21 protein-coding genes are annotated in these 24,198 nt (G+C 69.7%); 13 read left to right on the forward strand and 8 right to left on the reverse strand.

Going from position 1 to position 24,198, the window contains the following annotated elements; all coding sequences use genetic code 11:
- Positions 1-94: 94 nt before the first annotated feature.
- On the reverse strand, positions 95-421 hold the full coding sequence (locus ACEXQC_RS07370) for a WhiB family transcriptional regulator (protein WP_374819995.1): 327 nt from the start codon (positions 419-421) through the stop codon (positions 95-97).
- A 195-nt stretch (positions 422-616) separates the two neighbouring features.
- Here ACEXQC_RS07370 and ACEXQC_RS07375 point away from each other — a divergent pair, with 195 nt between their 5' ends.
- Positions 617-1,573: a GlxA family transcriptional regulator gene (locus ACEXQC_RS07375; protein ID WP_374819997.1), complete on the forward strand. Its 957-nt coding sequence runs from the start codon at positions 617-619 to the stop codon at positions 1,571-1,573.
- On the opposite strand, the gene manA is transcribed toward ACEXQC_RS07375, so the two are convergent.
- The gene (gene manA / locus ACEXQC_RS07380) at positions 1,563-2,834 is read right to left on the reverse strand and encodes a mannose-6-phosphate isomerase, class I (protein ID WP_374819999.1); all 1,272 of its coding nucleotides are present in this window, start codon (positions 2,832-2,834) and stop codon (positions 1,563-1,565) included. The two genes, ACEXQC_RS07375 and manA, sit on opposite strands and share 11 nt — an antisense overlap.
- 43 nt (positions 2,835-2,877) lie before the next feature.
- Between manA and ACEXQC_RS07385 the strand changes: the two genes are divergently transcribed.
- From ACEXQC_RS07385 to ACEXQC_RS07400, 4 genes are read left to right on the forward strand one after another with little or no spacing between them, the layout of a single operon-like run.
- Positions 2,878-4,056: an acyl-CoA dehydrogenase family protein gene (locus tag ACEXQC_RS07385; RefSeq protein WP_374820001.1), complete on the forward strand. Its 1,179-nt coding sequence runs from the start codon at positions 2,878-2,880 to the stop codon at positions 4,054-4,056.
- A gap of 29 nt (positions 4,057-4,085) precedes the next feature.
- Positions 4,086-5,444 (forward strand): O-antigen ligase family protein, encoded by a 1,359-nt coding sequence (locus ACEXQC_RS07390; protein ID WP_374820003.1) that lies wholly within the window; start codon positions 4,086-4,088, stop codon positions 5,442-5,444.
- Positions 5,441-6,781 carry an O-antigen ligase family protein gene (locus ACEXQC_RS07395; RefSeq protein WP_374820005.1) on the forward strand — a complete coding sequence of 447 codons (1,341 nt, stop codon included), beginning with the start codon at positions 5,441-5,443 and terminating at the stop codon, positions 6,779-6,781. Before ACEXQC_RS07390 ends, ACEXQC_RS07395 begins: the two co-directional genes overlap by 4 nt.
- Position 6,782: 1 nt before the next feature.
- Positions 6,783-7,688, forward strand: a complete 906-nt coding sequence (locus tag ACEXQC_RS07400; protein ID WP_374820007.1) for a glycosyltransferase family 2 protein — start codon at positions 6,783-6,785, stop codon at positions 7,686-7,688.
- On the opposite strand, the gene ACEXQC_RS07405 is transcribed toward ACEXQC_RS07400, so the two are convergent.
- Positions 7,609-8,454, reverse strand: coding sequence for a glycosyltransferase (locus ACEXQC_RS07405; protein ID WP_374820009.1), 846 nt, complete (start codon positions 8,452-8,454; stop codon positions 7,609-7,611). The two genes, ACEXQC_RS07400 and ACEXQC_RS07405, sit on opposite strands and share 80 nt — an antisense overlap.
- 10 nt (positions 8,455-8,464) lie before the next feature.
- Positions 8,465-9,745: a polysaccharide biosynthesis protein gene (locus ACEXQC_RS07410; RefSeq protein WP_374820011.1), complete on the reverse strand. Its 1,281-nt coding sequence runs from the start codon at positions 9,743-9,745 to the stop codon at positions 8,465-8,467.
- A 55-nt stretch (positions 9,746-9,800) separates the two neighbouring features.
- Between ACEXQC_RS07410 and ACEXQC_RS07415 the strand changes: the two genes are divergently transcribed.
- Entirely contained in the window at positions 9,801-10,781 is a 981-nt protein-coding gene (locus ACEXQC_RS07415; RefSeq protein ID WP_374820013.1) for a glycosyltransferase family protein, read from the forward strand.
- Here ACEXQC_RS07415 and ACEXQC_RS07420 read toward each other — a convergent pair.
- The gene (locus ACEXQC_RS07420) at positions 10,778-12,241 is read right to left on the reverse strand and encodes a hypothetical protein (protein WP_374820015.1); all 1,464 of its coding nucleotides are present in this window, start codon (positions 12,239-12,241) and stop codon (positions 10,778-10,780) included. The genes ACEXQC_RS07415 and ACEXQC_RS07420 overlap by 4 nt on opposite strands.
- Positions 12,242-12,327: 86 nt before the next feature.
- On the opposite strand from ACEXQC_RS07420, the gene ACEXQC_RS07425 reads away from it, so the two are divergent.
- From ACEXQC_RS07425 to ACEXQC_RS07435, 3 genes are read left to right on the forward strand one after another with little or no spacing between them, the layout of a single operon-like run.
- Positions 12,328-13,065, forward strand: a complete 738-nt coding sequence (locus ACEXQC_RS07425; protein WP_374820017.1) for a glycosyltransferase family 2 protein — start codon at positions 12,328-12,330, stop codon at positions 13,063-13,065.
- Positions 13,062-13,445: a DUF2304 domain-containing protein gene (locus tag ACEXQC_RS07430; protein ID WP_374820019.1), complete on the forward strand. Its 384-nt coding sequence runs from the start codon at positions 13,062-13,064 to the stop codon at positions 13,443-13,445. Before ACEXQC_RS07425 ends, ACEXQC_RS07430 begins: the two co-directional genes overlap by 4 nt.
- A gap of 7 nt (positions 13,446-13,452) precedes the next feature.
- Complete coding sequence (locus ACEXQC_RS07435) at positions 13,453-15,120, forward strand: DUF2142 domain-containing protein (RefSeq protein WP_374820020.1); 1,668 nt, start codon at positions 13,453-13,455, stop codon at positions 15,118-15,120.
- 28 nt (positions 15,121-15,148) lie between these two features.
- On the opposite strand, the gene ACEXQC_RS07440 is transcribed toward ACEXQC_RS07435, so the two are convergent.
- Both ACEXQC_RS07440 and ACEXQC_RS07445 read right to left on the reverse strand, forming a co-directional pair.
- On the reverse strand, positions 15,149-16,102 hold the full coding sequence (locus tag ACEXQC_RS07440; protein ID WP_374820022.1) for an NAD-dependent epimerase/dehydratase family protein: 954 nt from the start codon (positions 16,100-16,102) through the stop codon (positions 15,149-15,151).
- Between the two features lie 56 nt (positions 16,103-16,158).
- Positions 16,159-16,662, reverse strand: coding sequence for a GtrA family protein (locus tag ACEXQC_RS07445; protein WP_374820023.1), 504 nt, complete (start codon positions 16,660-16,662; stop codon positions 16,159-16,161).
- Between the two features lie 148 nt (positions 16,663-16,810).
- Between ACEXQC_RS07445 and ACEXQC_RS07450 the strand changes: the two genes are divergently transcribed.
- From ACEXQC_RS07450 to ACEXQC_RS07465, 4 genes are read left to right on the forward strand one after another with little or no spacing between them, the layout of a single operon-like run.
- On the forward strand, positions 16,811-18,016 hold the full coding sequence (locus ACEXQC_RS07450; protein ID WP_374820025.1) for a nucleotide sugar dehydrogenase: 1,206 nt from the start codon (positions 16,811-16,813) through the stop codon (positions 18,014-18,016).
- Positions 18,013-18,765 (forward strand): glycosyltransferase, encoded by a 753-nt coding sequence (locus ACEXQC_RS07455; RefSeq protein ID WP_374820027.1) that lies wholly within the window; start codon positions 18,013-18,015, stop codon positions 18,763-18,765. The genes ACEXQC_RS07450 and ACEXQC_RS07455 overlap by 4 nt, the downstream gene beginning before the upstream one ends.
- 20 nt (positions 18,766-18,785) lie before the next feature.
- Positions 18,786-19,811: an NAD-dependent epimerase/dehydratase family protein gene (locus ACEXQC_RS07460; protein WP_374820028.1), complete on the forward strand. Its 1,026-nt coding sequence runs from the start codon at positions 18,786-18,788 to the stop codon at positions 19,809-19,811.
- Entirely contained in the window at positions 19,792-21,504 is a 1,713-nt protein-coding gene (locus ACEXQC_RS07465) for a hypothetical protein (RefSeq protein WP_374820030.1), read from the forward strand. The genes ACEXQC_RS07460 and ACEXQC_RS07465 overlap by 20 nt, the downstream gene beginning before the upstream one ends.
- 52 nt (positions 21,505-21,556) lie before the next feature.
- Here the strand turns inward: ACEXQC_RS07465 and ACEXQC_RS07470 are convergent, their stop codons facing one another.
- Entirely contained in the window at positions 21,557-24,163 is a 2,607-nt protein-coding gene (locus tag ACEXQC_RS07470; RefSeq protein ID WP_445451968.1) for a hypothetical protein, read from the reverse strand.
- Positions 24,164-24,198 lie beyond the last annotated feature (35 nt).

The raw sequence follows: 24,198 nt of genomic DNA on the forward strand, positions 1-24,198 counted from the left end.
GGCCCAGCGGGGGGCCGGTGCCTTATCGGCGTGCCGGTTTCTTATGAATCCCGTGTGAGGGACCGCGCCGCAGAAGCGGCGGCGCGGAATCTGGTCAGACTGCGCGTTTGCGCAGCTTGCGGCGTTCGCGCTCGGAGAGGCCGCCCCAGATGCCGAAGCGCTCGTCGTTCTGCAGCGCGTAGTCGAGGCACTGGGCCTTGACCTCGCACGAGGTGCAGATGCGCTTGGCGTCTCGCGTGGAGCCGCCCTTCTCCGGGAAGAAGGCCTCGGGATCGGTCTGGGCGCACAGCGAATCAGCCTGCCAGGCGAGCTGGTTGTCGTCGTCTTCGGCGATCGGCTTGCGCACACCGGGAACACCGAGACTGACCGGGTCGACGAACCAGTCGTCCGGGACGCCTGAGCGATACTCTGACAATGCCATATCACGCTCCACCCTCTGATCTCGTCTGCGACCTGCCGACAACCCCGTGTGCCTAATTACACCGGTGTAGTTCGCCTGAGTCAAGTCGCGGATGGTAAACCCTCAACTCTGCCTTAAGGGTTGCGACACGGCGGCGCGAGGCCGCGTTCGGCGGGGCCATGGACATTCTTCAGCGGATGTCGATATTCTGCCAGAATGCTCTCGAAAGTCGTTCTCCTGGCCATCCCCGGCGTCGCCCCGTTCGAGTTCGGCGTGGTGTGCGAGGTGTTCGGCATCGACCGCACTGAGCACGGCGGCCCCCGGTTCGACTTCTCCATCATCACAGCCGAGCCCGGGCCCGTGCCCACGAGCGTCGGCTACGACATGATCATCTCCGAGGGGCTCGAGAAGGCCGCGGAGGCCGACCTCATCGCCGTTCCCGCGCACAGGATCGACGACGAGGTGCACCCCGAGGTCGTGCGTGTGCTGCAGGAGGCCGCCGCCCGCGGTGCCTGGATCCTCAGCATCTGCAGCGGAGCCTTCACCCTCGCCAGGGCCGGTCTGCTGAGCGGCCGCTCCGCCACCACGCACTGGATGCACGCCGAGAGGCTCGCCGCCGAGTTCCCCGACATCGCGGTCGACCCCGACGTGCTCTTCGTGGAGGACGGCCGCATCATCTCGAGTGCGGGCACGGCCTCGGGCATCGACGCCTGCCTGCACCTTATCCGCACCGAGCTCGGCGCCTCGGCGGCCAACGTGGTGGCCCGGCGCATGGTGGTGCCGCCACAGCGAGCCGGTGGGCAGTCGCAGTACATCGCCACCCCCGTCAAGGAGAGCCGCAGCGACTCGTTCGCCGAGGTCACGGCGTGGATGCTCGAGCACCTCGACCAGGAACTGACCATCGACGAGCTCGCCCGCAGGGCCCTCATGTCGCCGCGCACCTTCGCGCGTCGCTTCAAGGCGGATCTCGGCACCACCCCCGGCGCCTGGCTCAACCGTCAGCGCCTGCTGCGGGCCCAGCAGCTGCTCGAGGAGAGCGGATCGGGTCTCGACGCCATCGCCGCGGAGGCGGGCTTCGGCACCGCGGCGGTCATGCGCCACCACTTCGCGAAGACGCTCGACACCACGCCGGCGGCCTACCGCCGCACGTTCTCGGTGCGCCTCAGCGCGTGAGCTGACCGGGGGCCGCCACGAAGGCGATGCCCTCGCCCGTGAACGAGAGCTGACCCTCGTCGGGCGTGACGTACACGGATCCGCCGCGCACGAGCACCGCGTCATCCGAGGCGCCCCGCACGGTGAGCGCGCCCGAGATGCACAGCACGATGGCGGGGCCGGCGGGGTCGAACAGCACGGGCGCACCTCCCGACGTCGGCTGCACCCGAGCGAGCTCGAAGTCGTCGACGTCGGGGCGGAACACCGAGAGCCCCTCCGCGGGGTGCGAGGGCTCGAGGTAGGGCACGGGAACGGCCTCGAAGTCGAGCACCTCGAGCAGCTCGGGCACGTCGACGTGCTTGGGGGTGAGCCCGCCGCGCAGCACGTTGTCGGAGGCGGCCATGAGCTCGACACCCACCCCGCGGAGGTACGCGTGGATGTTGCCGGCGCGCAGGTAGAGCGCCTGACCGGCCTTGAGGGTGACGCGGTTGAGCAGCAGCGAGATGATGATTCCCGGGTCGCCCGGGTACTCCTCCTGCAGTCGCACCACGGTCTCGAGCGAGGGCGTGTACGGATCGGTCATGTGCGCGTGGGCGGGATGCAGGGCCTTCTCGGCGGTGCGCACGAGGTGGCCCACGAGGGTCTGCACCTCCTCGCCGCCCGAGAGCACCCACGACACCACGGAGTGCAGCACCTCGGCGTCGGTCTCGCGGAGCGTCTCGGAATCCTCCAGCAGGTGCACGATGGGGCCGTAGAGCTCCCAGCGCGGTGCGGTCTGCGAGGCATCGATCGTGACGAGCAGCTCGATGATCTCGCGCACCTCGGCGAGCGGCCGGAATCCGCACAGCGCCTCGTACTTCTCGCTCAGCGCCACCACGATCTCGGGCTTGTGCAGAGCGTCTTTGTAGTTGCGCTCCGGGGAGTCGAGCGGCACCCCCGCCGCGTTCTCGCGCTCGAAGCCCTCCCGGGCGCGCTCGAGGGTGGGGTGGGCCTGCAGCGAGAGCGGCTCGGCGGCCGCGAGCACCTTGAGCAGGAAGGGGAGCGTGTCGCTCCGGCGATCCGCACCGAGAGCGGTCTGCGGATCGGCCGCGATCCACTCCGCCAGATCGGTGGCTCCCCCGGTCTCCGCGGGGTCGAGCACCTCGCTGGGGCTGCCCGGGTGGGCACCCAACCACAGCTCGGCCTGCGGCTCGCCCGTGACGGGAGTGCCGAGCAGCTCGGGAATGGCGGTGGGCGAGCCCCAGGCGTAGTCGCGAGCGGTGTTGGTGATCGGTACGAACATGGGTCCACTCTCACACGGCAGGTCTGCGGGCTACAATCTCGCCATGACCTTCGAGCCCCTCGCCAGCGATTTCTACAGCTACGAGTCCCTCCTCAGCGACGAGGAGAAGGGGGCGCTCGCAGCGCTCCGCCAGTACCTGGAGGCCGAGGTGAAGCCGGTCGTCAACCAGCACTGGGAGAAGGCGAGCCACCCCGACGGCATCATGAAGGGCCTCGCGGCCACCGGAGCCTTCTCGTTCGCCTGGGAGGAGACGAAGCCGTTCGAGAACTCGGCCGTCTTCCGCGGCTTCGTGGCCTTCGAGCTCGCCCGCGTCGACGCCTCCGTGGCCACCCTCGTGGGTGTGCAGAACGGCCTCGCCATGGGCTCCATCAGCGTCACCGGTTCGCCGGAGCAGCGCGCGGAGTGGCTGCCGAAGATGGCCTCCGGCGAGGTCGTCGGCGCGTTCGGCCTCACCGAGCCCCTTTCCGGTTCCGACTCGGCCCAAGGCCTTCGCACCATCGCCACGCGCGACGGCGACGAGTGGGTGCTGAACGGCTCCAAGCGCTGGATCGGCAACGCCACCTTCAGCGACATCACCGTGATCTGGGCGAAGGATGCGGAGGACGGCCAGGTGAAGGGATTCATCGTGCCGACCTCCACCCCCGGCTACACCGCCACCAAGATCGAGAACAAGCAGAGCCTGCGCATCGTGCAGAACGCCGACATCACGCTCGAGAACGTGCGGGTGCCGGAGAGCCTCAGGCTGCAGGGCGCGAACTCGTTCCGCGACACCGCGAAGGTGCTTCGCCTCACGCGCGCCGAGGTGGCCTGGGCCGCCGTGGGCAACTCGGTGGGCGCCTACGAGGCCGCCCTGCACTACGCCCGTGAGCGCGTGCAGTTCGGCAAGCCGATCGCGAGCCACCAGCTCATCCAGGATCTGCTCGTGAAGTCGATCGGCAACATCACCGCGAGCCTCGGCATGGTGGTGCGCGTCTCGCAGATGCTCGACGACGACACCCAGAAAGACCAGCACTCCGCCCTCGCCAAGGCCTACACGACGGCGAGGATGCGCGAGACGGTCGCGTGGTGCCGCGAGGTGCTCGGTGGCAACGGCATCGTGCTCGACTACGACGTGGCACGGCACTTCGCCGACGCCGAGGCGCTCTACTCCTATGAGGGCACGCGCGAGATGAACACGCTCATCGTGGGCCGCAGCATCACGGGGTTCGCTGCCTTCGTGTGAGCGGGTCAGGCGTCGGTAGGCTTCTCCCCATGCGATACCCGACCGACGCCGCCACGCGACTGCTCAGCGTGCTGGTGATCTTCACGGTCTTCGCGGGCGATCTGTGGCGCAACCTGCTGAGCTGGTGGGGGTACGCGGCCTTCGTGCTGGTCATCACGATCGTGGTGGCCGTCGTCATGACGCGGCGCCGGCTGTGGCGCGAGGTCGCGGTCTGGAAGCTGCCGCGCACCTTCGTGCTGTTCCTCGTGCTCGCCCTCGTCTCGATCGCCTGGTCGTTCTACCCGGGCGCGACCCTGCTCGGCCTCGCGGCCCAGGCCGCCACCACCATCGGCGCCCTCTACCTCTGCGCGTCGCTCAGCTGGCCAGGGCTTCTGTCGGCCCTGGGCACAGCGCTCAACTGGATCCTCGGCCTCTCCGTGCTCTTCGAGCTCGTCGTTGCGGTCTTCGTGCGCGCACCGATCTTCCCCTTCTTCACCGACTACGGCGACGAGAAGGTGCCCGACGCCTTCTACTGGACGCAGGCGGACCTGTTCACCGGCGGCCCGATCCAGGGCATCGTGGGCAACCGCAACCTGCTCGCCTTCGTGGCGGTGCTCGCCCTCATCGTGCTGGCCGTGCAGCTGGCGCAGGGGCTCAAGCGGCGCAACCCGGCGATCGCCTGGATCGTCGTGGCCGTGGGCGTGCTCGCGCTCACCCGGTCGGCCACCGCCATCGGCGCCCTCGTCATCACCGCCGCCGCCTTCGGTGTGCTCGTGCTCGCCCGCCGGGCGCGCGAGGGGCGGAGGGCGCGCGTGTTCGCGGGCGCCGCCGTGCTCGCCGCTCTCGCGGTCGTGGCCGTCGTCGCCCTGCAGCAGCAGGTGCTCGCGCTGTTCGGCAAGTCGGACGATCTCACCGGCCGGCTCGACATCTGGAACGCGGTGGCCGGCCTCGCCGCCGAGCGCCCCGCCTTCGGCTGGGGCTGGGTGAGCTACTGGGTGCCGTGGGTGGAGCCCTTCGACGACCTCGCGGTGCGCAAGGGCGTGACCTACCTGCAGGCGCACAACGCCTGGCTCGACGTGTGGCTGCAGCTCGGCGTGGTGGGGCTCGTGCTCTTCATCGCGTTCGTGGTGGGCGCCTGGCACCGCGCCTGGTGGTTCGCGGTGGAGCCGCCGCTCGATGCTCGCGGCCGCGCACTCCCCCGCGTGGCGCTCTCGCTGGCACCCGCGCTGCTGCTCACGGCCCTCGTGGCGCAGAGCTTCGTGGAGAGCCGCATGCTCGTGGAGGGCGGCTGGGTGCTGCTCGTGGTGATCGGGATCAAGACCAAGCTCGACCTCTCCCGCGTGGATCTCGATCTCGGCTCGCATCCCGAGCCCCGCCCGGCGGGCCTCCGCCCGGCGCTGGGGCGATGACGCTGATTCCGCAGCACCCTGTCGCCGCGGGACTGCTCCGGTTCGCCGGATCCACCCGGTTCGCCCGTGTGCTGACGTTCGCGGTGATCGGCACGGCCTTCCTGTCGTTCCCGCTGCGCGCGACGATCGGCTGGCCGGGGCTCATCGCCATCGTCTCGGGGCTCGTGCTGCTGGCCGCCGTGTCGCTCGCCGGCCGCTGGCAGGAGCTCGACTGGCACGGACTCCTGCCGATCTCGCTCATCGTCTTCGTGGCCTGGTGCGCGGTGACGATGCTGTGGAGCTCCTACCTGCTCTCCACCCTCAACGGGCTCCTCTATCAGCTGGCGTACGCCTTCCTCGGCATCTACATCGCGATCGTGCGCGACCTCATCCAGGTGGTGCGGGCCGTCGGCGACGTGCTGCGCGTGGTGATCTCCGCCTCCCTGGCGCTCGAGATCGTGGCGGGGCTGCTGCTCGACACCCCCGTGGCCTTCCTCAACGTCACCGGCGGCCTGGCCACGGGAGGGCCCATCCAGGGTGTGCTCGGCACCCGCAACATGCTCGGCTTCGTGGCGCTCCTGGCCCTCGTGACCTTCGCCATCGAGCTCGCCACGCGCTCGGTGCGGCGCGGCCTCGGCATCTACAGCGTGGCGATCGCGTGTCTCGCGGTGGTGCTCTCGGGATCGCCCATCACCGTGGGCGTGGCCGTGGTGACCGCGGTGGCGGCCGTCATCCTGCTCGGACTCCGGCGGGCCGCGCCCGAGACGAGACGCGGCTGGCACTTCGTGCTGCTCGCCGTCTCGCTGCTCGGCCTCATCGTGGCGTACGTGACCCGCGGCAGCATCCTGGCCCTGCTCTCGGAGCGCCGGGAGTTCACCTATCGGCTCGAGATCTGGCGCGAGCTCTGGCGGCTCATCGACCTCAACGCCCTCGAGGGCTGGGGGTGGACGGGGTTCTGGCGGTCGAACGTCTCGCCCTTCTTCGCGCTCGACGTGATCGGCAACCGCTCGCACACCTCGGCGCTCAACGCCTTCGTCGACGTCTACTTCCAGACCGGACTCGTGGGCTTCGCCGTCTTCGTGGGCTTCGTGGCCCTCGCCTTCGGGCGCGCCTGGGTGCTCGCCGCCGCCCGCAAGAGCATCGTCTTCCTCTGGACCGCACTCGTGATGGTGGTGCTCGTGGCGACCTCGATGGCCGAGAGCGCCGTGCTCGTGGAGTACGGCTGGCTGCTGCTCGTGATCTGCTCCGTGAAGGCCGCCGGCGACCTCAGCTGGCGACGCCGGCTGCGACGCGCCGACGAACCCGCCGCGCCCATCGCGCCGGCCGGGCCCGCCGCGCCCGTGCCGAGGAGCTCCTGAGATGCCATCCGTGAACCAGACCATCGACGTGATGATGCCGTTCTACGGCCGCTTCGACCACCTCCGCGAGGCCGTCGAGAGCGTGCTGGCGCAGACGGATGCCGACTGGCGGCTCGTAGTGATCGACGACGTGTACCCGGATGCGGCACCCGGCGAGTGGGTCGAGGCGCTGGCTCGGGAGGACCCGCGCGTGGAGTACCGCCGCAACGCGGTGAACCTCGGGGTGGGCGGCAACTTCCGGGAGTGCGTGCGACTGCTCGCCAGCGAGCGAGCCGTGCTCATGGGGTGCGACGACCGCATGCACCCCGACTACCTGGCCACCGTGCGGCGGCTCGTGGCCGCGCATCCGGAGGCCAGGATCGTGCAGCCGGGTGTGGAGGTGATCGACGCCGAGGGTGCCGTGCACTCGCCGCTCGCCGACCGCGTGAAGGGGCTCATCCGCTTCGGGGGCACCGGCCCGCGGGAGTTCTCGGGCGAGCGGCTGGCCACGAGCCTGCTGCACGGCAACTGGGCCTACTTCCCCTCGGTGCTGTGGCGGGCCGACGATCTGCGGCGCTTCGGCTTCCGGCCGGGATTCGAGGTGGTGCAGGATCTCGCGCTCATGCTCGACATCGTGTTCGACGGCGGCTCGCTGCTGCTCGACGACAGCGTGTGCTTCTCCTACCGGCGCCACGCGGCGAGCGTCTCGGCGGTCACGGGGCCCGACGGCGCCAAGTTCGCCGAGGAGCGCGCGCTCTTCGCCGAGGTGGCCGAGCGCGCCGCCGCCGCTGGGTGGCCACGGGCCGCACGGGCTGCGCGATCCCACCTCACCTCGCGGTTGAACGCCCTCAGCGAGCTGCCGGCCGCGCTCCGCGCCCACGACCCTGTCGGCCGCCGGGCGCTGCTCCGCCACGTGTTCTCGCGCTGAGGCCTCCCCCTCGCCCCAGCCCGCGGCGCACCGCTTCGGCGATGAGACGCACGAACATGAGTCGGGCGCCCAGGATGGTGCCGAGCGAACGGATGCCGAGCGGTGTCTGGTTCGAGTCGTGCAGGCGGCGTTCGACCACCACGTCGGCGAGGTGCGTGATGCTCTGCCGAACGTTTCCGGTGATGGCGACCCAGACGTCGTGCGATTCGTGGAGGTAGGTCGGCACCGGGAGGATGCCGCCGTCGATGGCCTCGCGGCGGAAGCCCATGGCGCACCCGAAGTAGGGGCGGTAGCCGATGAGCACGGCGAAGAGATTGCGGAGCGGCGTGCCGTCCATGCGCGGCTTCAGCGGCGGGTACCAGAGCCTCGCCCCGTTGCGGCCGAGGATGGAGTGGTTGCCCGCCACCACGAGCGTCGTGCGAAGGCCCTCGATCATGCGCTCGTGCCGGCCGGGCGACCACACGTCGTCCTGGTCGGAGAGGAACACGTAGCGGCCTCGGGAGCGCTTGATCGCCGCCTCGAAGGCGCGCACGTAGCCGGCGTTGGAGTCGGTGATCGTGAGGGTCACCCTCGACTCGCCGAGCCGCGCGATGGTCTGCACCACCACGGCGACGGTGTCGTCGGGCGAGCAGTCGTCCACGATCACGAGCTCGTCGTCGGGGCCGAGCTGGGCCACGATCGACTCGATCTGCTCGGCCACGAACGCGGATCCCTTGTAGGTGGCCATGCACACGCTCGCGCGCACCCGGCCGTCGGCGGCGGTCATGCGATCTCCTTCACGGTGTGGTTGTGGCAGTGTCGTCGTGAGCTGCCCGGCGGAGCGACGTGATGTGGATGGCGAGGCCCGCGAGCGGACCGATCATGAGGGCGAGCACCGCCCGCAGCTCGATGTCGAGGGGCAGCAGCAGCACGAGCACGGCGAGCACGGTGGCCGCGATCCAGCCCGTGGAGTAGGCGCGGTGCCTGTCGACGGCGAGGCACACCGCACCGGTGAGCGTGACGAGGGCGAGCATCCCGGCGGCGATGACGAGGCCGGCGATGATCCATCCGTTCACGTCGTAGTCCTCGCCGTAGAAGAGCACGAGCAGCACCGGGCCGAGGAAGCCGCCGAGCACGGCGCCGCCCGCCGCGATGACGGCGACGAGTCGCGCCACCGGCCAGAGCGCCTTGAGGCCCGCTCGGCGGTTGTTCACGAAGTGCGCGATGGCCACGCCCTGATAGGCGTTGAGCGGAATGAGCAGCGGAGCCCTCGTGAAGGTGATGGCGAGCAGCAGGGGCGCCGCCGCGATGTAGACCTCCTCGGTGGAGGTGAGGGCGAGCACCACGGGGAAGCCCACCACGAGCACGGCGCTCGAGCCCGAGGCGAGGCAGGCGTGCCCGATGCGCTGCAGGAAGGGCACGAGCGAGGTGTCGGCCCGGGCGCTCGCGGCCTGGCGCAGGGTGGGCGAGAAGAGCAGTCCGATGAGCCAAGTGACGGAGGAGATGCTCGCGGCGAGCGCGAAACCGCCCACGAACGCGGCGGTGACGGCCGCCGTGACCACGAGGGCGAGGCGGAGCAGCGAGTCGCCGATCACGAGCCGGGCGAAGGTGTTCCACTGCAGGCGACCGCCGAGCACACCCACGATCGTGGCGTGGCCGGAGAAGAGGGCGATGGAGCAGCTGAGCGGCACGGCGAGGAACGCGTACTCCGCGGTGAGCACCTGCGGCGCCCACCAGAGGCTCGTGGCCCACAGCGCGACACCGATGGCCACGCCCACGCCGAGGCCGACCAGGAGCATCCGCGGCTCGCGACGCGTGCCCTGCGCTGCCGGATTCCGGTCGCTCACGTGCACGGCGCGCGTGCTCTCGGCCGAGAGCCCGCCGAGGATGCCGAAGAAGGCGAAGAGCAGCGACCAGAACGAGATGAAGACGGTGGTGTCGGCCCTGTCGAGCACGTTCGGCACGATGAGCAGCACCACGAACCCCACGATGGCCGAGAGCGCGGAAGCGGCCCCGACACCCGCGAACGAGCGGCGACCGATGGTGCTCCCCGAGGTCTCGGGGCTCGGCTCGGTCATAAGGTGCAAGCATAGTGTTCGCTCCCTCGGAGGGTCCGGGGGCGGAGAGGTGCCCGTGCTCGAGGATGTGGCGGCGGTCGTGACGGCGTACCGACCCGGGGGCGGGCTCGTGCCGCTCGTGCGGGCGCTGCTCGCGCAGGTGGCCGTGGTGGTCGTGGTCGACGACACCGGCGCCGGGCTCGACGCCTCATCCGCGGTGCTGGCCGAGGTGGAGGCTGCGGGAGCGCTCGTGGTGCGGCACGCCACCAACCGCGGCATCGCCACCAACCGCGGCATCGCCGCCGCCCTCAACACCGGCATCGCCGCGGCCCTCGACAGTGGCATCGCCGGGGCCCACGACTCCGGCGCCGCTCCCTCCGCGTCGGCCGGGGGCCTGCGGTTCGTGGTGACGTTCGATCAGGATTCGGCGATCGACGACGGGTTCGTGGCCGCGCTCGTCACCACCGCCGATCAGGCCACCGCGGCGGGCTTCGCCGTGGGCCTCGTGGCTCCCGCGACCGTCGAGGGACTGCCCTCGCAGGTGACGGGCCGGTCGCGTGGGTTCCTGCTCGGCTCGACGCCCATCCAGTCGGGCATGCTGCTCCCGGTCGGCACGCTCCGGCGTGTGGGCGCCTTCGCCGAGGAGCTCTTCATCGACGGCGTCGACACCGACTACGCCCTGCGTGTGACGGCGGCGGGCCTGCGGGTGCTCGTGGCCGACCGCACCACCCTCCATCACAGCCTCGGCGACCGCTTCACCCCGAGCATCCTCGGCCGCCCCCTCTCGACCGGTGCGGCGGGCGGCTTCGTGGTGAGTCGGCCGTTCCGCTACTACTACCTGCTGCGCAACCGCGTGCTGCTCAACCGCCGGCACGCGCGGGGTGACCGCGCCTGGTCGATCCGCGCGACCTTCGGCGATCTGCGGCACTGCGCCATCGTGCTCGTCATCGCCCCCGGCCGTCGTGCACGCCTGCGCGCCATGACCGCCGGCCTCCGCGACGGCTGGGCGGGCCGCACAGGCCGCATCCCCACCCCCCTGGAACGCCGCCTCCCCTAGCCCCCCGTGAGGGTGTCGCAGGGGATCACGGCGGTCCAGCCCAGGGGGTGCACCGGGAGGGTGACCTCGGTGCCGGCGTCGAGCGCCGCGCACTGCTGCTCGCCGGTCTCGACCGTGCTGGCCCAGTCCGGGCCCGACGTGCGGAGCGAGGAACCCGCCGTTCCCGCCACCTGCCAGGCGATGAGCCCCACGACCACCACGGCCATCCCGAGCCCCGCCCACCGAAAAGCCCGCCCGCCTGCGCTGCCCCTCGACGGGCTGGCGGCCGACTCCAGCACGCCGGCCAGAGCGGGATGGTCGAGCGCGGGACGCCCGAGGGCGGCACTGCCGAGGGTGGCACGACCTAAAACGGAGCGGGCAGGGTGCACGAGTGTCGTCAGCGCGAGGATCACCAGAGCGAGCACGCACATGCCGGGCACGACGCCGTAGCGGAGGGGGCCGAGACCCTCCCACTGCTCCTGCCCGAACCCGGCGTAGAAGAACGACGGATTGGGGTTCACGACGTAGCCGGCCGTCCACAGCACCACAGCGCACCAGGAGAGCAGCAGGGCGGCGAGCGCCCGAGCCCGGCCGCCCCTCCACAGCACCACGGCGAGCGCCGCGAGAGCCGCGAGCAGCACCGGCAGCACCACGAGCCCTCCCGTGAGCAGCACGAGCCGAGCCGTGTGGAACTGCCCCAGGAACGGCATCATCACGGAGTTCACCGCGAAGCCCAGCACCGTCGACCACGCATCGGGCAGCACGGCGGGCCGAGGCGCACGGTCGCTCGTGAGCGCGGCGACCACCTGCACCGCGGCGGCCAGCAGCAGCGCCGCCGGCACAGCCCATCCGGCCCACCCGCGCTGTCCGGCCCACCCCCGCCATCCGGTGGCGGAGAGGAGCGGGAGCAGCACGAAGGGCAGCACCACCGCGGCCTGGATGTCGGAGAGACCGACGACGAGCGCGAGCACCCCCAGCAGCACCCCTCCCGTGCGAGTGCGCGGCCGCGCGAGCAGCAGCCACGGCGTGAGCCACAGCAGCAGCCAGTGCAGGTTGGCGAGGTTGCCGAGCACCTCGAAGCTCGCGGTCGGCACGAGCACCACGATGCCGGCGAGCGCGAACCGCGCAGGCAGCGCGGGCACCACGTCGCGCGAGCAGACGTAGACGGCAGCGCCCACGAGCCCCGCCACGAGGCACGTGCCGACGCTGATCCCCACCCCCGCCCAGGAGAGCGGCAGCACCGAGACCACGAGGTCCGCGAGCACACGCGGCAGCACGTGGAGGTACCCGTCGTAAGGCGCGAACCAGGTGGCGAAGGGCCCGTCCGCGAGCCGCTGGGTGAGGAAGACGGCGCCGTCCTCCGCCCACACCACCCCCAGGTCGGCGCGCGGGATGCGCAGCAGGCCCACGGCGGCCACGAGCACTCCGACCACGAGCGCGGTGAGCCCCTCGTGCGCCAGGAGGATCCGCCGCACCCTCATCTCGCCCTCACAAGCGACACCCTAAGGCCGTGCCGCCCGGCCCGCCTGACGGCTCGCGGAGGGGCCCCGGAGCTATGATGGGCGTCATGCCGACCGCCCTCGAACGCACGCTGATCGTGATGCCCGCGTTCAACGAGGAGGAGTCGGTGGCCGCCGTGGTGCGCGAGGTCTTCGCCACCGTGCCCGGCGCATCCTGCCTCGTGGTCGACGACGGGTCGGTCGATCAGACCTACCGCCAGGCGGAGTCGGCCGGCGCCACGGTGCTGCGGCTGCCCATCAACCTCGGTGTCGGCGGCGCCATGCGCGCCGGCTTCAAGTACGCCCTCGAGAAGGGCTTCGACAACGTGGTGCAGGTCGACTCCGACGGCCAGCACGACCCGGCCGGCATCGCCGAGCTCGTGGGCCGGCTGGCCGACCACGACCTCGTGCTCGGCGCCCGCTTCGCCGGCGTGGGCCAGTACTCGGTGAGGGGCCCCCGCCGCTGGGCCATGCTCGTGCTCTCCTCCATCCTCAGCCGGCTCACCAAGACGAAGCTCACCGACACCACCTCGGGCTTCCGGGCGAGCGGCCCGCGGGCCGTGGCGCTCTTCGCCCAGCACTACCCCTCGGAGTACCTCGGCGACACCGTGGAGTCGCTCGTCATCGCCGCGCGCGCCAAGCTCACGGTCGCCCAGGTGCCCGTGGCCATGCGCCCGAGGGCGGGCGGCGTGCCCTCGCACAACCCCTACAAGGCCGCCGTCTACCTGGCCAGAGCGGGCATGGCCCTGTTCGTGGCCCTCATCCGCCCGCCCGTCATCCTGCGCGAACCCGTCGTGAGCCTGTGAACACCGTCACCTACGTCTTCGGCATCGTCGCCGCCCTCATCGCCCTCGCCGTGGTGATCGAGTCGCTGCGCCGACGCCACCTGCGCGAGCGCCATGCCGTGTGGTGGCTGTTCGCCGGCGTCGTGGCCCTCGTGGTGAGCGTGTTCCCCGACACGCTCGGCTGGGCCGCTGCGCTCGTGGGCGTCACCGTGCCCACGAACCTCGTGTTCTTCCTCAGCATCGCCGTGCTCGTGCTCGTCTCCATCCAGCACTCAGGCGAACTCACCGAGCTCGAAGCCGAGACGCGTACCCTTGCCGAGACCGTGGCGCTGCAGGATCTGCGCATCAAGGAGCTCGAGAAGTCGGTCGCCGAGGCTCTGCAGTCCCGCCGGAATCCGTAAGGCACTCATGACGTACGTCCCCTCCCCCTCCGCCCTGCGCGCGCAGCTCGCTGCTCCCCACCGCTCGGCGGGGCGGCACTTCCTGCTGCCGTGGCTGCTGCTCGCCCTGCTGGGCTCGCTCTGGGCCGTGGCCACCCCCATCGGCGGGTCTCCGGATGAGCCGGCGCACGTGGTGAAGGCCGCGTCGGTCGTGCGCGGCGAGCTGCTGCCGAGCGAGATGATCGCCACGGGCGGCGTGCTCCACGTGCCGGCCGCGTACGCCGCCGAGTACGCGCAGGGATGCTTCGCCTTCTTCGCCGAGATCCCCGCCTCGTGCGCCCCCGGGTTCACCGGCGATCCCTCCGAGATCGTGGAGACATACTCCTCGGCGAGCCTCTACAACCCGGTCTACTACGTGCTCGTGGGCTGGCCGTCGCTCGTGCTGCCCGACACCATCGGCATCTACGCCATGCGCATCATGAGCGCCGTGCTCACCTCGCTCTTCCTCGCCGCCGCGTTCTGGGTGGTGGCGGCCTGGCGGCTGCCCAGGGTGCCGAGCCTCGGCATCCTCATCGGCACCACGCCGATCGTGCTCTACCTCATGGGCACGGTGAACCCCAACGCCCTGGAGTTCACCGGAGGGCTCGCGCTCTTCGCGGCCATGCTGGGCATCGTGCTCGATCCGCAGCCGAGACTCCTCGGCTCCCGTCTCGCACTCGTGGTGGTGGCCTCCGCCCTCGTGTCGAACACACGCGGCATCTCGCCGCTCTGGGTGGCGCTGCTGCTGGCCCTGCCGCTGCTGCTGCTCACGGGCCGCGAGCTCGGAGCCCTGCTGAAGAAGCCCGGCGTCATCATCAGCATCCTGCTGATCGGCATCACGGCAGCCTTCAGCGCCTGGTGGACCCTCTCGAGCAACTCCCTCGGCACCGGCCCGAGCACGGGCCCCGAGATCGTGCAGACCAACCCCGGCGTGGGACTCACCCCGCTGGAGGGCTTCATCGGCGAGCTCGGCAATACCTACCTGCGCCTGCGCCAGATGGTGGGAATCCTCGGCTGGCTCGACACCCCGCTGTCACCCCCGCTCTACTACATCGCCTACGCCCTCTTCGGGCTGCTCGTGCTCGGCGTGATCGTGTTCGTGCGCGGCCGCAAGCTCGTGTTCCTCGCCGTGCTCGCTCTGGCCTTCTTCTTCCTGCCCGCCTTCATCCAGTCGTTCTACGTCACGAAGGGCGGCTACATCTGGCAGGGCCGCTACACGCTCGTGCTCATGATGGCGCTGCTGCTCGGCATGGCCGCGTGCATCGCCGCGAGCGACCGCTTCGTGCGCTGGCAGCAGCGCCTCGACGAGCACGGCGTGGCACGCCGAGGCGCGCGCGGCACCGTGACGGTTCTGGCCTGGCTCGCAGGCATCGCCTGGGCCTTCATCGTGTCGTGGGCGTTCCTCACCACGATGCGCCGCATGACGGTGGGCTACTCGGTGGACTGGCTGCAGATGTTCGAGCCAGGCGCGTGGGAGCCACCCTTGGGTGCACTGCCGCTCATGATCGCGTTCGCCGTGGTCGCGCTCGGTCTCGGGGTCACGGTGGCCGCCGGCTTCCGCGATCCACGCCCCGAACCCGTGCTCGAGGACTGGCCGGCCGACGACAGGTACCCGTCGTCGCAGCCCGAGGGCTACGCCGCCTCACCCCGCATCTGACTCGACGGGGCGCGACGGCCGCACCCGGTCAGAGCTGCGAGGCGATCCATTCCTGCAACCCGGCGACCCCGCGGTCGAGCGGCCAGCGCGGCTCCCACTCGAGCGCGGCCAGCGTGGCGTCGATGCGGCACTCGGCGTGCCGCACGTCGCTATCGCGGTACTTTCCCGTGATGTGCGGCGCCGGGGCCGAGTAGTAGGCGGCGATCGCCTCGGCGAGCTGCAGGATGGTCGTGCCGACCCCCGAGCCCACGTCGAAGGTGGGCGTGCCCGCCTCGATGCCGGTCGACGGCGTCTCCGCGAGCGCCGCCACGAAGGCATCCGCCACGTCATCGATGTAGACGAAGTCGCGCGTGATGGCGCCGTCCTCGTAGATGGGGATGCTCTCGCCGCGGCGGGCGAGCTGGCTGAAGAGAGAGACGATGCCCGTGTAGGAGTTGACGAGCGACTGCCCGGGCCCGTAGACGTTCTGCAGCCGCAGCACGGTGAGAGCGGTGTCGCGGGCGTTGACCCACGCCGAGAGGATGTTCTCCTGTGCGAGCTTGGTGGCGCCGTAGACGCTCGTGGGCTTCGGCACCGTGAGCTCGGCGGTGCTCGGCAGCGGCATGGCGCCGGCGAAGTCCCACTGGCCCGCCTCGAACTGCGCGTGGGAGCGCTGCCCGGGGTAGAAGACCTCTCCCCCGTCGCGCGCCCAGGCGCCCTCGCCGTAGACCGCCCGGCTCGACGAGAGCAGGAAGCGGTCGGGCACGATGCCGTGCCGGCCGAGGGCGTCGAGCATCACGGTGGTGCCCACCACGTTGACGTGCGCGTGCCTCGTGGCCTCGTCGAGCGACTGGGCCGTGCCGGTCTCGGCGGCGAGGTGGATGATGACGGTCGGCTTCACCTCGGCGAGCACCGCATCCCAGACGGCCGGGTCGGTGACGTCGCCCACCACGAGCTCGGCGGCCTCGTGCAGGGCGGCGGGGCGCTCCGAAGTCGGCAACACAGAGGCACCCGTTTACATCTCGACAGCGGCCGCCCTCGGGACGACCGAGAATCAAACTAGCTGGCCGCCTCCGCCCGAGCGTTCTCCTTGTTCTTGAGGGCGGTGTGGCCGTCGGCGCGAGTGGGGGCGAAGACCCAGAAGCGATACAGCAGAAAACGGAACGCGGTGGCGATCACGAGCCCCACCACGTTGCCCGAGATGTTGTCGGCCAGGAGCGACGTGAACCCCAGGAGGTAGTGGGAGATGTAGAGGCAGGCGAGCGAGATGCCCAGGCCGATGACGGCGATGAGACTGAACTCCGCCAGCTCGAGCATGAAGTTCTTGCGCCGGTGCTCGCGGAAGGTCCAGTACCGGTTGCCGAACCAGGTGGCGAGGGTGGCGATCGTGACGGAGATGAACTTCCCACCCAGCGGGGTCTCGTACCAGCCGTCGCCGAGCGCCCCCGACCAGAGAAGGTTCGAGATGCCGAGGTCGATGACGTAGCCGACGAGTCCCACCACGCCGAACTTCAGGGCATAACGCACGACGCGTTCCCAGAGGTAGTCCCAGAGCTTCTTCACGTGCTGCACTTACCTCCACCGAGCGCTGTACCGACTGAGCGCGCCGGGCCAGGATATGGTACCCCCTCATGTATCCTGGCCGATGTTCTACCGCTGTAGACTCTCCGCCCAACGAGGAATCTACCCCACGACACCTGAGGACAGGCGATTGCCAGAGAAGTTCGAACGAGACGTAGTCGTCATCGGCGGGGGCGGCCATGTCGGACTCCCTCTCGCCATCGCCCTCGCTGACCGAGGCTCCACCGTCGTGGTCTACGACGTGAGCGATCGCGCCGTCGCCGGCATCAACGCGGGCATCATGCCCTTCGCCGAGCCGGGTGCCGAGCCCGTGCTGCAGAAGGTGCTGGCCGCCGGCACGTTCACGGCCTCCACCGATCCCGCGGTCGTCGCGACGGCGGAGAACGTGATCGTGGTGATCGGCACGCCGGTCGACGAGCACCTGAACCCCGACCCGAACGCCATCCCCAAGGCGCTCGAGACCTGCATGCCGTACTTCCACGACGAGCAGCTGCTCGTGCTCCGCAGCACCGTCTACCCGGGCGTCACTGCGCTCGTCGAGCGCAGGCTCCGCGAGGCGGGCCTCTCCACCGAGGTGGCCTTCTGCCCCGAGCGCATCGCCGAGCACAAGGCCATGGAGGAGCTGTTCACGCTCCCCCAGATCGTCTCGAGCCGCACCGACTCCGGGCGCGCCAGGGCCTCGACGCTCTTCCGCACGCTGACCGACCAGATCGTCGACCTCGAGCCGGAGGAGGCAGAGCTCGCGAAGCTCTTCACCAACACCTGGCGCTACATCAAGTTCGCCGCGGCGAACCAGTTCTACATGATGGCGAACGACCGCGGTCTCGACTTCGAGAAGATCCGCAAGGGCCTCACGCACGACTACCCCCGCGCCAAGGATCTGCCCGGCCCCGGCTTCGCCGCCGGCCCATGCCTGTTCAAGGACACGATGCAGCTCGCGGCGTTCAGCGACAACACCTTCTCGCTCGGCCACTCGGCCATGCTCGTCAACGAGGGCCTGCCGCTCTACGTCGTGACCCAGCTCGAGAAGCGGTTCGACCTCGAGAACCTCACCGTAGGCATCCTCGGCATGTCGTTCAAGGCGGGATCGGACGACATCCGCTCGAGCCTCTCGTACAAGCTGCGCCGCGTGCTCAAGTTCCGCGCGAAGGCCGTGATCGGCACGGATCCCCACGTGACCGAGGAGACCGACGACACGCTGCTGCCCCTCGAGGCCGTGCTCGAGAAGGCCGACATCCTCATCGTGGCGACCCCGCACGCGGAGTACCGGGGTCTGGTCACGGAGAAGCCCGTTGCCGACGTGTGGAACATGCTCGGCAACGGAGTCGTGATTTGACCGCCGCACCCCGTTCCTCGATCGTCATCCCCGCCTACAACGAGGGTGAGGACATCGTGGCCGGGCTCGACCGCATCTTCGAGGCGGTCCACCTCGACTCCGAGGTGCTCGTGGTGGTCGACACACCCGGCGACACCACGGTGCCCGTGGTCGAACGCTACGCCGTGGAGCAGCCGCGGCTGAAGCTGCTCATCAACACCTACGGCCGTGGCCCCGCCTACGCCATCCGCTACGGCATCGATCACGCGCTGAGCGAGACCGTGGTGGTCACGATGGCCGACGGCTGCGACGACCCGCGCCAGATCGACGACCTCGTGCGGCTCGTGGAACGCGGCGTCGTGGTGGCGGCCGCCTCCCGCTACATGCCGGGCGGCCAGCAGGTGGGCGGCCCTGTCTTCAAGAGCTTCCTCTCCCGCATGGCCGGTGTCTCGCTGCACCTCCTCACCAACGCCGGCACCCGCGACGCCACCAACTCGTTCAAGGCGTACAGCGCCGAGTTCGTGCGCGACGTCGGCATCGACTCCGAGGACGGCTTCGAGATCGGCCTCGAGCTCACCGCCAAGGCGCGGCGACTGCGGCGCCCCGTCGCCGAGATCCCCACCATCTGGCTCGATCGGGCCTTCGGCGAGTCGAACTTCAAGCTCGCCAAGTGGATCCCCAAATACCTGCGCTGGTACCGTTTCGCGTTCGGCCGCAAGCTCACCCTCGATGAACTGCACGCCATGGCGGGCAAGATCACCCAACCCTGACCTGAAAAGGAACGCTATTCATGAAGAAGGTCCTCGTCACCGGATCCGCTGGATTCATCGGCGGCTACATCGTCGAAGAGCTGCTCGCCAAGGGCTACTCCGTCGTGGGAGTCGACAACTACTCCAAGTACGGCCCCGTCAAGAAGTCGTACGACGACAACCCCGACTACGAGCTCGTCGTCGGTGACGTGCAGGACGTCGAGCTCATGACGCGACTGCTCGAGGACTGCGACCACTTCATCGCGGGCGCCGCCCTCATCGGCGGCATCTCGTACTTCCACACCTACGCCTACGACCTGCTCGCGCAGAACGAGCGCATCATCGCCTCGAGCGTCGACGCCGCGATCGCCGCCCACAAGAAGGGCCGCCTCGAGAAGGTCACCTACATGTCGAGCTCGATGGTGTTCGAGTCGACCGACCGCTGGCCGTCCAAGGAGGGCGACGAGCGCGAGGTGCCGCCGCCGCTCTCGTCGTACGGCTTCCAGAAGCTCGCCGTGGAGTACTTCGCGCGCGCCGCCTGGGACCAGTACAAGCTGCCGTACACGATCCTCCGCCCCTTCAACTGCGTGGGCATCGGCGAGAGCCGCGCCCTCGGTGACGTCGAGATCGACTCGGGCAACGTCAAGCTCGCCATGAGCCACGTCGTGCCCGACCTCGTGCAGAAGGTGCTGAAGGGTCAGGACCCGCTGCACATCCTCGGCTCGGGCGACCAGGTGCGTCACTACACCTACGGCGGCGACCTCGCGCGCGGCATCGTGATGAGCCTCGACCACCCGGCCGCGCTCAACAACGACTTCAACGTCTCGACCGCTGCGGGCCACTCGGTGCTCGAGCTCGCCGAGACGATCTGGCAGAAGATCAAGGGCCCGGATGTGCCGTTCAACTACACGAGCGACCCCGGTTTCGAGTACGACGTGGCCAAGCGCGTTCCCGATGTGACGAAGGCCAAGGAGCTGCTCGGCTTCGAGGCGACCACCACGCTCGACGACATGCTCGACGAGGTCATCCCGTGGATCGAGAACGCCGTTGCCGACGGCACCATCTAGCCAGCACGGATCGGGCAGCGCACAGCGCCCGGCCTCTCCGGCCCGCCGCGTCGACGATCTCGTCGACCGGCGGGTCAGGGCCGTTCACGGTTCGCTCACCGCCCTCGGCCGACGGATCGACCCGAGGTTCGCCGCGGCCGCCGCGCTCACGGTGGTGGTGCTCGTGGCCGCGGCCGTCATCGTGGCGAACGTGCGCACCCAGTGGTTCATCTACGACGAGTTCGACTACCTCGCTCCCCCCGAGGGTGCAGGGTGGCTGGGGTGGCTGATCGCCCCGCACAACGAGCACACGATCCTCTTCACCAAGCTGTGGTTCTCCACCCTGTACTCGGTCATCGGGCTCAAGGGCTACGTGATCTACGCCGTGCCGATGATCGTCTGCCACCTCGCCGGCGGCGTGGCCGTCTACAAGCTCATGCGGCTCGTCATCCCCTCGCGGGCGATCGCCGTGGCCGCCGTGGCGCCGATCGCGCTCATGGCCGCGGGAGCGGGCACGCTCACCTGGGCCGGCCAGTTCCAGTACACGGCCGCCACCACGGCCGGTCTGTGGCTGCTGTTCGTGGCTCTCACCTCCCGACTGGGCGGCAGGACCCAGTGGATCCTGGCCATCGCGCTGTCGCTCTTCGGCACCTTCAGCGGGTCAGCGTTCATCCCGCTCGGCGTGGCCGCCGGCTTCGCGCTCATCAGCCTGCGCCGCTACCTCCTCGGCGCCGTCGTGGGGCTCATCCCCGCGGTGTGGTTCGTGCTCGTGCGCGTGTTCTGGGACATACCGAGCGGCAACGGCGCGACAGGCATCGTGCAGATCCTCCAGGAGGGTCCCGAGTTCGTCTTCGCCCTGCTCAACAAGGCCGTCAGCGACACCATCCCCGTGAGCGGATCGTTCACCTCCGTGGTGATGGTCGTGAGCGTGCTGGGCGTCGTGGCGTTCCTCGCCGTGCGCACCTCGACCATCGAGCTCCCCCGCGCGCGCCGCACCTACCTGTTCCTCCTCGTGGCCCTCACGCTCAGTCTCGTGATCACCATGATCGGGCGGCTCAGCCGCAACGTCGCCGACTCGGCGAGCGGCGGCTACTCGTACTTCATCCTGATCGCCGCCATCCCGATCTTCGTGCTCTCGATCGCGCGCTTCGGCGCGAAGACCAGGATCGCCACCACCCTGATCGTGCTCGTGCTGCTGGGGTGGGCCGCGGTCGGTTCCGCCGCGCTGACCACCACCTCGCAGGGCCTGGCGGGGTGGAAGAGCGAGAACGCGAAGCTGCTCACCAGTTCCGCCTACCTCGCCCAGAACGGGTTCGAGACGGCATCGGATGCAGCGCCCTCACCGGTGCAGGCTCCCATGATCACGTGGTCCGACATCGAGGACATCCTCGCCGAGGGGCGGATCCAGCCCGCCGAGCCTTCGCAGCTCACCCAGGACGAGATCTCGCTGCAGGTGCAGTGGGTGGTGGAGGAGCCGGAGACCGGCGTGGCGATCGCGTGTGCGGTGCTGCCTTCGCACGAGACCACGGCGCTCACGGCCGACGCACCCGTGGTGCTCGAGTCGGCCTCCTCGACGCAGGTGACGCTCGAGTACCCCACGAGCCCCGCCTCCAGGGCCCTCGACATCTCGGACACCCGCCTCGAGCTCGACTCGGTGGCCGGTCGCGACGCCACGCTGACGAGCGGCGATCAGGCCGTGACCGTCTGCCGCTGACCCAGCGGCAGACGGTCACCCTGCTGTCGGGGGTGCACCGGAGCGTGGACCGCTACGGCACCACGACGGTGGAGCAGCCCAGGTTGCGGCCATCGAACGTCGACGTGATGCACACACGGTGGCTGCCCGACGAGGCCGGCACGAGAGCGTCGATGCCGTGGTTGGCGCCGACTCCCGGGAAGTAGGAGTTGATCCAGGGCAGCGGCGTGGCGGCCGCGACCGCGGTGCCCTTGCCGTCGACATCGACCCACAGGTAGGTGGTCGCGGTCGAGGCCCTGTCGACCGACCAGCCCATGATCTTCACGCCGCCCGCGACGCCGGTGACCGAGTCGATGCTCGCGGCACCGGTGGAGGGCACGTCGACCTCACGGCATCCGAGATCCTGATTGTCGAAGGTCGCCGTGATGCAGACGGTGTGCTTGCCCGCCGTGGCCGGGATCGTGAGATCGAAGCCGTGGTTGGGGCCGACGCCCGGGAAGTAGTTGTTGATCCACGAGAGCGGCTTGTTGGCCGCGTACGCGGCGCCCTTGCCGTCGATGTTGACCCACACGTACTTGACGCCGTTCGACTTCCTGTCGACCGCCCAGCCCGTGACCTTGATGGACTTGTCGGCCACCGAGACGGAATCCCACGAGGCGGCGCCGCTCGAGGGCACTGTGACCTGCTTGCAGCCGTAGGAGACGTTCTCCTTCGTGCCCGTCACGCACACCTGGTGCACGCCGGCCGAAGCCGGGAAGAAGTCGCTGAACCCGTGGTTGGCGCCCTTCTTGAACATCCCGTCGATCCACGGGAGCGCGACGTTCGCGAGGATCCCGCGACCCTTGCCGTCGACGTTGACCCACACGTAGGTCGACTCCGTCCTGGTCTGGTCGAGCGACCAGCCCGAGACGTTGATGCCGCCCTGCACTCCCGCGGCGGTGTCGAACGAACCGACCTCGTTGTTCGGGACCGTGACGGTGCGGCAGCCGTACGACGTGTTCTCCGTGGTGCCGTAGACGCAGACCTGGTGCGGCCCTGGTGTGGCCGTGATGGTCGTGGAGAAGCCGTGCTTGTCACCGGAGGCCGGCCACGCCTTCGCCGCCGAGGCGGAGACCGCGTTGGCGTAGACGGCCTTGCCCTTGCCGTCGACGTCGACCCACACGTAGGTGGAGGCCGTCGACCTCTTGTCGAGGCTCCAGCCGCTCACGGTGATGGTGCCGAGGGTGCCCACGGCGTTCTCGATGGTGCCGGCCTCGTTCTTCGGCACGTTCACCGTCTGACAGGCGAGCAGCACCGAGTCGTAGCCGTAGACGCAGACGCGGTGGCTGCCGGGAGACGCGGGCACGACACGGTCGAAGCCGTGCGTGTTGCCCGTGTTGGGGTAGAGCACGGGGGTCCAGGAGAGCTGCTTGTCGACCTTGAAGGGCTGACCCTTGCCGTCGATGTCGACCCAGATGTACGTCTGGGCGGAGCTCTTGGTGTTGAGCGACCAGCCGGCGACCCTGATGCCACCCACAACGCCTTCAGCGGTGTCGAGGTAGCCCGCCGCCGTCTTGTTGGGGATCACCACGTTCTTGCAGCCGAGGTTGGTGCCGTTCGACTTGGCGACGCACACCTTGTGGCTGCCCGGCGATGCTCCGACGATGCTGGAGAAGCCGTGGTTCTGGCCGAGCGAGGGATACAGCACGGGGATCCAGGCGAGCGGCTTGTCGGCCGTGATCTGCGTGGGCCGGTCGTCGACGGTGACCGTGAGCGACACGGCGGCGTCGGAGGAGGGATCGACAGCCCACCCCGTGACCTGCACACCACCGGCGACGGCGGCCACGGTGTCGAAGGCGCCGTGCGGGTTGTTCACCCCGGCGGGGTCGCCGAACCAGTCGGTGTAGAGCCGCCAGAAGTTGCGGTTGCCGTACGAGGAGCATCCGTCGCTCTGCCCGCCGTAGATGTTGGACATCGCGGTGGCGTTGGGCTGGTACGGCGTGTAGTAGTAGAGGCCGGCCGTGGCGCGGTTCTCGATGAGCACCGGCGAGGTGCCGCAGTTGGCATTGGGGTGGTACGGGATGTTGGAGTACTTGCCGACGGGGATCCAGGTGAAGAACGCCGAGGTGCCCGGCGGGTTCGAGTACCGCTTGTACTGCCAGGCGGCCTTGTACACCTGGTTGTAGAAGCCGGAGTACTCGGCGTCGCACGGAGCCGTGTCAGGGCACGCGAACCCGGTGGCCGCGGCGTACTGCCTGGCCGTCGGGTTCGTGGAGGTCACGAGGGACTGCTCCTTCTGCAGCAGCACGAGCAGCACGGCCTGGCTGATGTTGCAGGCCTGGCCCACGCGCGTGATGATCGTGGCGGCCGTCTCGTTGGCCGCGCCCTGGTAGGCGTTGCACATGGGATCCGCGGCGCGGGTCCAGGTGGTCTGGGTGTAGTTCTTGAGGCAGTTCGCGCCGACGTTGCACGAGGCCCCCTGCGAGTTGAGGAAAGCCTGCACCACACCGGAGTTCATGGCGTTGCCGTTGAAGAAGTTGGCGTCGCTGATGATGTTGCCCGGCCGGAAGTCGACGGCGTTGGCCGCCGAGGCGGGTTCCGGTTCGGAGACGGCGACCGAGATGGCCGTCAGGCCGCTGAGAACGACGAAGAAAGCCGCCGCTGAGGCTACGAACCGATGCACCCGAGATCTACCCATCACGGGTTCATCCTAGGCAACGACTGTCGGCTGGCCTC

Source organism: Herbiconiux liukaitaii (assembly GCF_041927495.1).
GTDB classification, from domain to species: Bacteria; Actinomycetota; Actinomycetes; order Actinomycetales; family Microbacteriaceae; genus Herbiconiux; species Herbiconiux liukaitaii.

Excerpts from the sequence above, each read along its gene's own strand:
- ACEXQC_RS07370 (WP_374819995.1), bottom strand. The coding sequence starts at position 421 with ATGGCATTGTCAGAGTATCGCTCAGGCGTCCCGGACGACTGGTTCGTC.
- ACEXQC_RS07375 (WP_374819997.1), top strand. The coding sequence starts at position 617 with ATGCTCTCGAAAGTCGTTCTCCTGGCCATCCCCGGCGTCGCCCCGTTC.
- manA (WP_374819999.1), bottom strand. The coding sequence starts at position 2,834 with ATGTTCGTACCGATCACCAACACCGCTCGCGACTACGCCTGGGGCTCG.
- ACEXQC_RS07385 (WP_374820001.1), top strand. The coding sequence starts at position 2,878 with ATGACCTTCGAGCCCCTCGCCAGCGATTTCTACAGCTACGAGTCCCTC.
- ACEXQC_RS07390 (WP_374820003.1), top strand. The coding sequence starts at position 4,086 with ATGCGATACCCGACCGACGCCGCCACGCGACTGCTCAGCGTGCTGGTG.
- ACEXQC_RS07395 (WP_374820005.1), top strand. The coding sequence starts at position 5,441 with ATGACGCTGATTCCGCAGCACCCTGTCGCCGCGGGACTGCTCCGGTTC.
- ACEXQC_RS07400 (WP_374820007.1), top strand. The coding sequence starts at position 6,783 with ATGCCATCCGTGAACCAGACCATCGACGTGATGATGCCGTTCTACGGC.
- ACEXQC_RS07405 (WP_374820009.1), bottom strand. The coding sequence starts at position 8,454 with ATGACCGCCGCCGACGGCCGGGTGCGCGCGAGCGTGTGCATGGCCACC.
- ACEXQC_RS07410 (WP_374820011.1), bottom strand. The coding sequence starts at position 9,745 with ATGACCGAGCCGAGCCCCGAGACCTCGGGGAGCACCATCGGTCGCCGC.
- ACEXQC_RS07420 (WP_374820015.1), bottom strand. The coding sequence starts at position 12,241 with ATGAGGGTGCGGCGGATCCTCCTGGCGCACGAGGGGCTCACCGCGCTC.
- ACEXQC_RS07425 (WP_374820017.1), top strand. The coding sequence starts at position 12,328 with ATGCCGACCGCCCTCGAACGCACGCTGATCGTGATGCCCGCGTTCAAC.
- ACEXQC_RS07435 (WP_374820020.1), top strand. The coding sequence starts at position 13,453 with ATGACGTACGTCCCCTCCCCCTCCGCCCTGCGCGCGCAGCTCGCTGCT.
- ACEXQC_RS07460 (WP_374820028.1), top strand. The coding sequence starts at position 18,786 with ATGAAGAAGGTCCTCGTCACCGGATCCGCTGGATTCATCGGCGGCTAC.